Raw genomic sequence first — 11,304 nt, 5'->3', positions numbered from 1 at the left:
CCGGCCAGCAGCCCGGCCGGGCCGTGGGCGCGGCCGGGGCCGTGAGCATGGCCGGGGCCCGCGGCGATTAATCCTGGCAATCGCCCGTGTGGAACCTGCCGGTTGCCAGCTCCATGATTGCGCAGCACCATCACTGGAACGAGTGAAATGTGCGTTCAGGCATGGTGTTGATTTTTGTATTTCAGGAGATCGGATGTCCTTCTGATGCATCTCACGGTCCTCGGCTGCCGCTCCGGAATGCCATCCGGCGGGCAGGGCAGTTCAGGCTATCTGGTGAGTACGGAGAGTTCCAGGATACTGCTGGACTGCGGTCCTGGGGTGGCTCTGGCGCTCAGCGCGATCGGGCATCCAAAGATGCTGGACGCGGTTGTGATCAGCCATTTTCACCTGGACCACTGTTATGATCTGCTACCTGTCGGGAAGGCTCTTCTGAGCGGGCGGGCCCGATACGGAAAACACCTGGCAAGCCTGCCGGAGGCCGACGACCACAGCGAGCGCCCACCGATTCCGTTGTACGTCCCGAGCGGCGGCCGGGCGACCCTGGACAAGCTTGCGAAACTTTTTCCAGTGGCGACGATCCCCATGTTGGACAAGGCGTTCGACATCGCTTTCGACGTGCGGGAATACAGTGCCGGCGAGGTGTTCAAGGCGGGTGACTGCGAAATCGGCATGCATGGCCTGCGGCATGCTGTGCCCAACTGCGGCGTCCGGGTGGAGGGCCCGGCGGGAACACTCGCCTACACCGGCGATACAGGGCGCACCGACGCGCTGATCTCCCTGGCCGCAAAGGCCGATCTGCTGCTCGCCGAAGCCACGCTGGCGGTCAGCGACGACGGGCCGCACGGCCATCTCAGCGCCACCGATGCCGGTGAGACCGCAGCCGCGGCCGAGGTCGGCCAGCTTGTGCTCACCCATTTCATCTCCGCCGACCCAGGATGGCTGCATGCCCGCCAGGCTGACGCCAGCCGGGTCTTTGACGGCCCGGTGCGCCTTGCCGCACCGGCCGCGCGGTTCGGCATCCAGCTCTCCTGATGTTCTCCCGGGGCGTCCGCCGGCCAGCTCGAGGCCGGTGGGCGCAGTGAGCGCGCCTCCAGCGGGCCGTCGATGACCGGCTGGAGGCGCACCTGGTGGAGCCGCGGCCCGTTGGGACTGTGATGTCTGTCGGGGCCGGGACGCCCCTTGGGACGTGGAACGGGCTGACGTGGAACGACCCGGGGCGCGCACAGCCCGGCGCGCTGGGCCGGGCGTGCTGGTCAGATCGGTGTGTCTCAGGCCGCGTCCGCGGGCCGCATGAGCATGCAGGTACTGGTTCCGTGGGCGATCAGTTTTCCGGCGGGGTCGACGACGCGGGCCTCCGCGAGCGCGGTCCGTCTACCGATGTTGATCGTCCTGCCTTCGCAGCTGAGCTGGTCGCCGTCAAGCTTGACCGGGCGAATGAAGTTGACCTTCAACTCGAGCGTGGTGTAAAGAACGCCATCGGCCAGCTCGGTGAAGATCGCGCTGCCCATAGCGGTGTCCATGAGGGTCGCCAGGACGCCGCCATGCACGGTGGAGATGGCGTTGGCCGTGGCCGGTGAGGGCGTGAGCGTGTACACCGTCCGGCCTTTCTCCACCGACGCAAGTGTGATGCCCAGTGAGTGCCCGACCCCGATCCCGGATTCCAGTCCGTAGGCCAGTATCTCGCGCAGCTCGCGGATGCGGTTCAGCTCCGGAGATTCTTCTTGTGCGCCGTTCGCGTGCACGGACACCTTCTCCTTCGGGTTGAGAGCGTGTGTGAGATCGTCATTCCGGCTCGCCGCGGCCAGGCGCCCCCTGGCCGCGGCTCACTGATCGAAAGCCCGATCTCACACACGCTCTGAGTTGCGCTGACCGAGCGCCGGCCGCTGGAGCCGATCGGCCGGCGCTCGGGTGATATTCGCGGCCGGGTGACGAGCTACTGCCGTACGGTTGTAACCCAGTCGGTCATCCGGGCGGCGATCGTGCCGCCGTCCCGTATCCAGTCGATGTGGCCGAGCCGAAGCTGTCCGGAGGCACGGTCGAGATGCAGCCGGGCCAGCGGGGCGGAGCCGAGTTTCGCGCACAGGATGTCGACCGCCCGCCGGGGCGCGAGTAGATCATCGTCCAGGGAGACGGCAAGCACCGGCACGGATAGCTCCCGAAGTCGTTGCTCGAAGTTCTGGTCGGAGCCCGCCGGTTCGTACCGTCCTGTCCGGGCGTGTCGGCACCAGTCCAGCATGAGGCCGGCTGGTTGTCGGCCCGCGAATCCCAGCCGGTGGCCGGGCCAGTGGCCGAGTATTCTGGTCACCAGGTAGACGGCCCGCGTTTGCAGCAGGATTTTCGGTCCCCGGCGACCGAATCCGCTGACGTGGGTGGTCCCCGTGGCGATGACCGCGACCCCCGCGACGGTATCCGGCCGGACCGAGGCGTAGAGGATCCCCAAGGTGCCGCCGAGACTGTGACCGAGCAGGAACAGTGGCGCCGCGGGGTACCGGCGGTGGACGGTCTCGATGATGGCGGGGAGATCCTGCTCGATTATCACCTGGTAACCGGACCGCGTTTCCGGGCGCGTCGACCGGACACTCTCGCCCTGGCCGCGTAGATCGACCGTTACGACGGACAGCCCACGCCGGCACAATTCCTGGACGAACGGTTTGTAGTACGTCGCCGGCACACCCATGGCCGGGAGGAGAAGCACCGCGGGAGCGGTTTGATCCTGCTGGGAGAACAGCCGGAGGACGAAGGTCGATCCGTCTTCGGTGGTGATCGGAACAATGTCGGTCGATGGTGGGCTGGAGACGTCCGTCTCAATCGGCGCTCTGGGGTTGACGGACAAGGCGGCGCTCCTTTCGATCGAACTGATCGTGGTTTTTCCGTTGTCGTTGAGTATAGGGTTCATGAATACTTGTGAACAACCTTTCCGGCCATCATCGGAGCCGGCTATCCTGTTTTTGTCACCCGACCGCACATATCGCTGTTAGGGGTAGTCGTGCAGGAATTCAGCATGCCCGGCGGAGCCACTCCGCCGCATGGCCAGGGGCTTGCCGACATGGCATTCGACCGTAAGCGGCTGGAGCCGGACCGACCGATTCTGAGTCGCCGGACAGCCACCGGTTGGCAGGACGTCACCCTCGCCGGGTTCGGTCACGACGTGTTGCGGGTAGCGAAGGGGCTGCTGGCCGGCGGCGTCGCGGCCCAGGACCGGATAGGGGTACTCGGCCACACCTGTTATGAGTGGGTCGTCGCGGACTTTGCGATCTGGACGATCGGCGCGGTGACCGTACCGATCTACCCGACATCGTCGGAGTACCAGGTCGGACATATCATCCGGGATGCAGGCGTGTCCGGCTGTTTCGTCGAGGAGCCCGAGCGGCTGGACATGCTGGGGAAGGGTGGCCTGGGCGTCCCCGCCGATCGCCGGTGGTTGCTGGGCGGCTCCTTCGATGATCTCGCGGACCGGGGGGGCTCGGTACCGGACGAGATGGTGACGGGACGCCGGCGCGCGGTACGCGCGGATGATCTTGCGACAATCGTTTACACCAGCGGCACGACCGGCCCGCCCAAGGGCTGTATGCTCACGCACGGCAATATGTTCGCGGCCGCGGTGAACGTGGTGGAACAGTTGGGTGTCGTTTTCTCGGGATCGGATCCGGAGCCGGCGAGCACCCTGCTTTTCCTGCCGCTGTCCCATGTCTTCGGGCGGGTCACCCAGCTTGGTTGTCTGTGGGCGGGGGTCCGTACGGGGCACCTCGCCAGCCCAGCTGATCTGCTGGCGGTTATGCCTTCCTTCCGGCCGACATTTCTGATCGCTGTCCCGTATGCTCTGGAGAAGATCAGGAAAAACGCCCGCCAGCTTGCCGGCGTCGATCTCTCGGCGGTGGATTACCGCGCCGCGGAACGCACGGCGATCCACGAGGGAAAAGTCCGCCGCGGCCATGCGCTGGCGGACCCGGCGCTGCGCGCCGGCCAGCCCGTGTTCGACCGGTTGGTGTTCCGTCCCCTGCGCGCCGCTTTCGGCGGGCGTCTTCGGCACATCGTGTGCGGGGGGGCATTCCTTGACCCCTCGACGGCGGAGTTCATGACCGGTCTCGGTGTGGAGATCTTCGGTGCCTACGGCCTCACCGAGGCGTCGACAGCGGTGAGCATAAACGCGCCGGGCGCCAACCGGCCGGGGAGCGTCGGCCGGCCGCTGCCCGGGACAACGGTGGCGATCAGTGACGACGGAGAGGTGCTGGTGCGCGGGCCGCAGGTATCCGCCGGTTACTGGCCACCGCCGGTCGAGCGTGCCGCGCCGGATGACGACTGGCTCGCAACTGGTGATCTTGGCCGGCTCGATGATGACGGATACCTGTACATCATTGGCCGGCGTAAGGAAATTATCATCACCAATGGTGGCAAGAACGTCTCGCCAGCGCCGCTGGAGGACCGGATCAGGCTGCATCCCCTGGTGAGCAACTGCATGGTGGTCGGTGACGAGCGGCCGTTCGTCACCGCTCTTGTCACCGTCGACCGCACCGCTGTCCGGACCTGGGCTGATCGGCTGGGCCTGTTGCTTGCGGATGATTCCTGGTACGCCGACGAGCGTCTGCGCGCGGAGCTTCAGCCCGCTGTCGACGCGGCGAACGAGCTGGTCTCCCGGGCCGAGTCGATCCGTAAGATCGTTGTGCTGCCGATCGACTTCTCGATTGCCGACGGTCATCTGACGCCCTCGCTCAAGCTTCGCCGGGATGTGATCGTCGCGCGGTTCGACAAGGAGATCGAACAGATGTACGCGGGCTGAGCAGCCGGCCTGGCCGGCGCCGCGGCGGCCGGGAGCGGCGGCCGGTGGGACTCGCGCGGGTCTTGCTGGCCGCTGGCCCCGTTGCCTGGCCGCGGTTGCGATACCCGGCCGTCAGCCGGCCGCGACCCAGGCGACGTAGTCGAAGTCGACCTTGACGAGCAGCAGGTCGTTGTCATCGTAGATCAGGGCACGGCCGGTGAGGTCGAAACGCTCCTCCTGGGTCCGGGTCAGCACGTCCGCGATGATCGTACGATCCACGGTGCCACGCGCCCGGATGCGTCCATGCGCGGGCTTGAGGTAGGAAACATGGCTGTTGCGCAGCAGGAAGCCGCGCACACCCAGCAGCCGCGGACCCATTGCTCCAGAGAAAGCCCCGGCGCAGGCGACCTCGGCCGCCAGGAACAGCGCACCAGCGTGCACGGTGCCCATATGGTTGCGCAGGTTCTCCCGGTCCGGCAGCTCGGCGACGGCTCCGTCGGAGCGCAGCTCGGTCACCCGCACCCCGACGAGATTGCAGAACGGCACCATCGAATCGACGATCGTGCGTACCTGCTCGAGGTTCGGCGGGCCCCCGTTCCCGCCCTTTGCGAGAGTGGCCTGGGCCGCCGCCAGCGCCGATGGCATCTCATGCTGTCGTGACATAACGGGTAGATTTCACTCGCAGACTTGCCGAACGGTAAACGGAAACCGAACCGATGACGAAGATTCTCGGACGAAATTCAGCTGTTCTGTGTGCCGATAGGATGCAAAAATCGGCTGATAGGATTCGCGGCCGGCTGTTGACCTGTTTTGCCGCGCCAGGTAGAAAAAATATGCACCGCGCAAGGCAGTCATGCAGTCATGGCGGCGTTTTCCGGTCAGGCGTCAGCCGATCGAAGATGACGCGATTCTGGTCGCCGCCATCCGTGGTTCAACGGCCCAAGGGAGCCTGGCAACGATGTACGACGCTATTGTCGTGGGTGCGCGGTGCGCCGGGTCTCCGGTGGCGATGCTGCTGGCCAGAAGCGGCTACCGGGTGCTTCTGGTCGACCGCGCCACCTTTCCCAGCGACACGCCGTCCACCCACTACGTGCAGCAGCGCGGTCTGTTGCTGCTGCGTAAATGGGATCTGCTGGACCGGCTCGTCGAAACGAAGTGCACCCCGATCACCCATATGACGATTTCCCGCGACGACAGTGTCATCAGCGGATTCGCCGATCCGGTGGACGGGATCACCGAGGCGTACGCTCCCCGCCGCACCGTGCTCGACAAGCTCCTCCTCGACGCCGCGGTCGAGGCGGGGGCCGAGGTCCGGGAAGGGCACCCGGTGCGTGAGATCATCGTCGAGGACGGCCGGGCGGTGGGGATCCGTGGGCAGTACGCCGGTGGCGAGCTGACCGAGGACCGGGCGTCCATCATCATCGGGGCGGACGGCCGCGGTTCGGTGGTCGCCACGGCCATGGAGGCGCCGTTCTACAACGTGGTGCCGGCCGCCAGTTTCATCTACTACTCGTATTACAGCGGCTTGAACTGGTCCTTCAACAGCCGTTTCCGTGGTGATCAACAGGCTGCCGGATGGCCGACCCATGACGGCCTGACCCTCGTTGCGATCATGCGGCGTCGAGAGCGTTTCGAGGAGTTCCGCGCCGACCCCGAGGGCAACTTCACCGAGGTGCTGCGCGCCGTGGTCCCCGACCTCGCCGACGACCTCGCCGCCAACGGCACGCGGGAGGAACGCCTCTACAGCGTCCGGTACCCGGACAACTACTACCGCCGCTGTCACGGTCCGGGATGGGCGCTGGTCGGCGATGCCGGCTACCACAAGGACCCGGTGACGGGCCAGGGCATCTCCGATGCTTTCGAGCACGCCGCGCTGGTGGCCGAGGCGGTGCACGAGGGGCTGTCCGGCCAGCGGCCGATGGAGGAGGCGCTGGCGGCCTTCGAGCGGCACCGTGACGAGGAGTCCGCGGCCGTCTACAAGCTGACCTGCGCCCTGTCCGAGCTGGCCTTCCCGCCGGATGTCGCGGCGGTCCTCGACGCCCTGCCCGGTAATCCGGCGGCCAGGAGCGAGTTCTTCGGGCTGATCGCCGGTGCCGTGAAGGCGGCTGACTTCTTCGCCCCGGCGAAGGTCGCCAAGCTGCTCGGATCTTCTGCCTGACCACCGCGTACCGCGTACGACAGCCGATCCCGTTTCCCCGTCCCGCCCAGGAGGACCCCATGCCGGCGCCCGCGCTGACCGTGCTCGGCGACAGCTTCGCGGAGGGACGGGGCGATCCCGGACCGGACGGCTCCTTCGTCGGCTGGGTGCCCCGGACAGCGGCGGCGCTCGGGATCCCCCGCGGCCGGGTGCTCAACCTGGGGTCCTACGGCGCGACGACCCAGACCGTTGTCGACAGCCAGCTTGCCGTGGCACTCGCCAACCGCTCCTCGCTGGTGGGCGTCACGGTAGGGGGTAATGATCTTGTTAGCGACTACGACCGGGACCGTTTCGAATCGAATCTCGACCGTATCTTCACCGCCCTCGCCGTGCCCGGTACCACGGTTTTCACAATGACTTTCCCTGATATTCCCGCGATGCTGCCGATCCCGCCGAACATCCGCGACGTGCTGCGCCCCCGTTTTTCTGACGCCAACGACCACGTGCACAAACTGGTTGCCGGCCGCGTCTTGTGCCTCGACCTCGCGAGCGTATCCGGTATCACGGACCCGGCCCTGTGGAATCCAGACGGGATGCACCCGAGCCCAGCCGGCTACCGCGCGGTCGCCGACCGGGTCATTGATATGATCAAAACCGCCTGGGCCAGCCGAGCCCCACACGGCTGATTTCCCGCTCCACCACCGCTTCAGATCATGCCATGGCGACTTCAATCGACGCCAACCGGTTGCCGCCGCGCGGACGCGGCGTGTTTCCAAGCGTCGCCAGCCACCCAGAAGGGGAATCCTGTGAACGAGGGCGACCAGAGAACGGATCGCCGGCTCGCGAAGAATCCGATCGCGGTTATCGGTCTAGCCGGTCTTTTTCCGATGGCCCACAACTTCCGGGAGTACTGGCAGAACGTCGTTGATGCCGCCGACTGCACCCAGGAGGTGCCGCCGACCCACTGGCAGCCGGCGGACTACTACGACCCGGATCCCGCCGCGCCGGACAAGACCTATTCCAAGCGTGGCGGATTCGTGCCGGAGATGGCGTTCAGCCCGATGGAGTTCGGTTTCCCGCCCAACCTGCTACCGGCCACCGGCGTCGTCCAGCTGCTCAGCCTGCTGGTCGCCCGGGACGTGCTACGCGACGCCGGTGCGCCTGATTCGTCGTGGTACGACCCGACGCGGACAGGTGTCACGCTAGGCGTGACCGGGCCGATGCCGATGACGCATCCGATGGCGGCACGGCTGGAGACACCCGTGCTGAAGGAGGTCGTACGCAGCTGCGGTCTCAGTGCGGCTGACGCCGAAGCGATCGCGGCGAAGTTCGCGCTCGCCTTTCCCGCATGGGAGGAGAACTCCTTCCCCGGCCTGCTCGGCAACGTGACCGCCGGCCGGATCGCGAACCGGTTGGACCTCGGCGGATCGAACTACACGGTCGACGCGGCGTGTGCCAGCGCGTTGGCGGCCGTCAAGATGGCCGTGAGCGAACTCGTCGAGGAACGGGCCGACCTCATGATCACCGGCGGCTGTGACACGGAGAACACGCTCTTCGGCTTCATGTGCTTCAGCAAGACCCAGGCGCTGTCCAGGACCGACACGATCCGCCCCTTCGACGATTCCGCTGACGGCACCCTGGTGGGCGAGGGCATCGGCATGCTCGCGCTCAAGCGGCTGGCTGATGCCGAACGTGACGGCGACCGCGTCTACGCCGTCATCCGCGGCATCGGGGCATCCAGCGACGGGCGCTTCAAGAGCATTTATGCCCCGCGCGCGGAGGGGCAGGTCATAGCCCTGCAACGGGCTTACGAGGACGCCGGTTGCGAGCCGTCCACGGTCGAGCTTGTCGAGGCACACGCCACCGGCACGAAGGTCGGCGACCGTACGGAGCTCACCGCGCTGCACACCGTCATGGGCACGGCGACGCGGGAGAAGCACTTCGCCGCGATCGGCAGCGTCAAGTCGCAGATCGGACACACCAAGGGCGCCGCTGGCGCGGCCGCGCTCATCAAGCTCGCGCTCAGCCTCCACCATCGGGTCCTCCCACCGACGATCAATGTCGAGCGCCCCAACAGCGCCGTCGACTTCGACAGCTCGCCTTTCTACATCAACACTCGTACCCGTCCCTGGATCCGGGACCCGCGCCGCCCGCGACGCCGGGCGGCGGCCTCGGCCATGGGTTTCGGCGGCACGAACTTCCACGTGGTTCTCGAGGAAGGCGCCCCGGACCGTGCCGGGCTGCGCACCATGCACCAGAGCGCGCGCGCTTACGTCTGGCACGCGCCGCGCTCGGAGGACCTGTTCGACCTGCTGCGCGCCGCGGCCCCGCCCAACGCCGACGGCGAGATCCCGGCCGACCACGCCCGGGTCGGTTTCGTCGCCTACGAGGACGAGGCGGACGCACTGCGCACGATCGCCGTCGACCAGCTCGCGGTGAACATCGGCGCCGAGCAATGGGTCCATCCGCGGGGGATCACCTTCCGCAACCGGGCACTTCGAGAGATCATGATCGGCGCTCTGTTCGCCGGACAGGGCAGCCAGTACGTCGACATGGGGCTGCGGGCGGTGCTGAACATCCCGCCGGTCGCCACCGCCTTCGACGACGCCAACACGCCGTTCACCGACGCGGACAGGACCCTCGCCCAGGTGGTGTTCCCGCCGCCGCTGTTCGATCCGTCGGCGGCCGCGGAGCAGGACGCCACGCTGACACGCACCGACTACGCTCAGCCCGCCATCGGCGCGCTCGCGGCCGGGCAGTTCCGTTTCCTCACCGAGCTGGGCCTGCGCTGTGACGGCTTCCTGGGGCACAGCTTCGGCGAGCTCACCGCGCTGTGGGCCGCGGGCGCGCTGGACGACACGTCCTTCTTCCGGCTTGCCCGGGCCAGGGGGCTGGCCATGGCCCCGCCGGCGGATGCCGCCGCTTTCGACCCCGGGGCGATGGCCGCGGTACGGGCCGCCCGGGAGGACGTCACCAGCCTGCTGGTCGAACACCAGGGCGTTACTGTCTGCAACCATAATGCCCCGGACCAGGTCGTGGTCGGCGGCGGGACAGCGGACGTGGACGCCTTCGTCGCCCGCTGCGTCGCGCGTGGGATCTCGGCCCAGCGCCTGCCGGTCGCCGCGGCCTTCCACACCCCTCATGTCGCGCACGCGGTCGAGTCGTTCCGCGTAGCGGTGGAAGCCACGGAGATCCGTGAGCCGCGGGGGCGCACGTACGCGAACACCGCCGGTGCCAGCTACGGCACGGATGTCGCCGCCAACCGGCGGGTGCTTGTCGAGCAGCTGGTCAACCCGGTCGAGTTCGCCGCCGGGGTCGAGGCGATGCGCGCGGACGGCTGCACGGTCTTCGTCGAGTTCGGCCCCCGTAAGGTCCTCACCGGGCTCGTCCAGCGCTGCCTGGGTGAGCCCGATGTCATCGCCATCGCCACGGACAGCGGCCCCACCGGCGACAGCGACGCGGCTCTCAAGCAGGCCGCCGTGCGCCTCGCGGTCCTCGGCGTGCCGCTCACGGGCATCAACCGGTACGCCGCCGAACCGTTCGCCGAGGTGGTGCCAGCCGGCATGTCGATACCCCTCACCGGCGCGAACCATGTGCCCGACGCCCACCGGCGTGCCTACCGGGAAGCCATCGACAACGGCTATCGGGTTCCCCCGCCGGTACCCGCAGCCGCCGGGGCCGCCGCTGAGAACGGGCGGACCGGACACGGGCCTGGCACGCGCCCGGCCTCGTCCGGTGACGACATATCCGGCGGGCGTCCCAAGGTCCCCGCGCGGACATCGCCGGCCGCGGCTGAGCGGATACCAGCCCAGGCGTCGGTGCCGCCGCCGGTGCTGGCGCCGGCCGTGACCCAGCCGTCAGCACAGGAGGCGCCGGTGGATCAGATCGCGGCTGTTGCCCGGGAACATCTCGCCCTGCACAGCCAGTACCTTGACAGCCAGCTCCAAGTCGCGGGCGGGCTGGCCGCGGTCCTGCGCGAGCCATCCCAGGGCGCTGCGGCCGATCAGCGCCTGCACGCCGCGGTCGAGGCCGTCTCCACGCAGAGCCTCGCGATGAGCGCCGCGCACATCCGGGTGAACGAGATCCTCACCTCGCTCACCGATCTGGAGCTCGGCCGGCCCGCGGCCGGACCGGACGGAAGCGGCCACCATGTCGCGCCGGCCGGGGAAGTCGAAAACCTCGCCGGGGCCGCCGCCGGTCCGGCGCTCGAACCGTTGCCCACACCGTCGCCCGCACCGTTCGCCATCCCTGCCCCGGCCGGACCCGCTGGGACGGACAGCTGGTTGCCATTCGATCTCGCCGGGCCGCCCATCCCCGGTCAGCTCACCGGGCCCGCTCCGGCGAACGGTACGGGTAACGGGAGCCACCGGGACGCGGATGCGTCTGCGGCTCCGGCTGTTTCTGTCGCGTC

General features: G+C 67.9%; 8 protein-coding genes. 5 read left to right on the top strand and 3 right to left on the bottom strand.

All coding sequences use genetic code 11. The features are described 5' to 3' along the window. Positions 1–204 precede the first annotated feature (204 nt). Positions 205–1,032, top strand: a complete 828-nt coding sequence (locus MJ777_RS20190) for an MBL fold metallo-hydrolase (protein WP_239311856.1) — start codon at positions 205–207, stop codon at positions 1,030–1,032. 236 nt (positions 1,033–1,268) lie between these two features. Here MJ777_RS20190 and MJ777_RS20185 read toward each other — a convergent pair whose 3' ends face one another. Beyond that, on the bottom strand, positions 1,269–1,742 hold the full coding sequence (locus tag MJ777_RS20185) for a PaaI family thioesterase (protein WP_239377454.1): 474 nt from the start codon (positions 1,740–1,742) through the stop codon (positions 1,269–1,271). Between the two features lie 191 nt (positions 1,743–1,933). Further along, positions 1,934–2,896: an alpha/beta fold hydrolase gene (locus tag MJ777_RS20180; RefSeq protein WP_239377453.1), complete on the bottom strand. Its 963-nt coding sequence runs from the start codon at positions 2,894–2,896 to the stop codon at positions 1,934–1,936. 105 nt (positions 2,897–3,001) lie between these two features. Here MJ777_RS20180 and MJ777_RS20175 point away from each other — a divergent pair, with 105 nt between their 5' ends. Further along, entirely contained in the window at positions 3,002–4,777 is a 1,776-nt protein-coding gene (locus MJ777_RS20175) for a long-chain fatty acid--CoA ligase (RefSeq protein WP_239377452.1), read from the top strand. A 111-nt stretch (positions 4,778–4,888) separates the two neighbouring features. Here MJ777_RS20175 and MJ777_RS20170 read toward each other — a convergent pair whose 3' ends face one another. Next, positions 4,889–5,401, bottom strand: coding sequence for a DUF4442 domain-containing protein (locus tag MJ777_RS20170; protein ID WP_239311860.1), 513 nt, complete (start codon positions 5,399–5,401; stop codon positions 4,889–4,891). Positions 5,402–5,714: 313 nt separating this feature from the next. Between MJ777_RS20170 and MJ777_RS20165 the strand changes: the two genes are divergently transcribed. The 3 genes from MJ777_RS20165 to MJ777_RS20155 form a co-directional block, all read left to right on the top strand. Continuing rightward, positions 5,715–6,914, top strand: coding sequence for an NAD(P)/FAD-dependent oxidoreductase (locus tag MJ777_RS20165; RefSeq protein WP_239346952.1), 1,200 nt, complete (start codon positions 5,715–5,717; stop codon positions 6,912–6,914). A gap of 59 nt (positions 6,915–6,973) precedes the next feature. Continuing rightward, entirely contained in the window at positions 6,974–7,579 is a 606-nt protein-coding gene (locus MJ777_RS20160) for an SGNH/GDSL hydrolase family protein (RefSeq protein WP_239311863.1), read from the top strand. 120 nt (positions 7,580–7,699) lie between these two features. Further along, the coding region (locus MJ777_RS20155) for a type I polyketide synthase (protein WP_239377451.1) at positions 7,700–11,304 on the top strand (3,605 nt) is incomplete at its 3' end.

It is taken from the genome of Protofrankia sp. Cj5, assembly GCF_917627405.1.
Taxonomy (GTDB): Bacteria; Actinomycetota; Actinomycetes; order Frankiales; family Frankiaceae; genus Protofrankia.
The sequence above is the reverse complement of the archived record's forward strand: the minus strand, read 5'-3'. Positions and strand labels throughout refer to the sequence as shown.

Excerpts from the sequence above, each read along its gene's own strand:
- MJ777_RS20190 (WP_239311856.1), top strand. The coding sequence starts at position 205 with ATGCATCTCACGGTCCTCGGCTGCCGCTCCGGAATGCCATCCGGCGGG.
- MJ777_RS20180 (WP_239377453.1), bottom strand. The coding sequence starts at position 2,896 with ATGAACCCTATACTCAACGACAACGGAAAAACCACGATCAGTTCGATC.
- MJ777_RS20175 (WP_239377452.1), top strand. The coding sequence starts at position 3,002 with ATGCCCGGCGGAGCCACTCCGCCGCATGGCCAGGGGCTTGCCGACATG.
- MJ777_RS20170 (WP_239311860.1), bottom strand. The coding sequence starts at position 5,401 with ATGCCATCGGCGCTGGCGGCGGCCCAGGCCACTCTCGCAAAGGGCGGG.
- MJ777_RS20165 (WP_239346952.1), top strand. The coding sequence starts at position 5,715 with ATGTACGACGCTATTGTCGTGGGTGCGCGGTGCGCCGGGTCTCCGGTG.
- MJ777_RS20160 (WP_239311863.1), top strand. The coding sequence starts at position 6,974 with ATGCCGGCGCCCGCGCTGACCGTGCTCGGCGACAGCTTCGCGGAGGGA.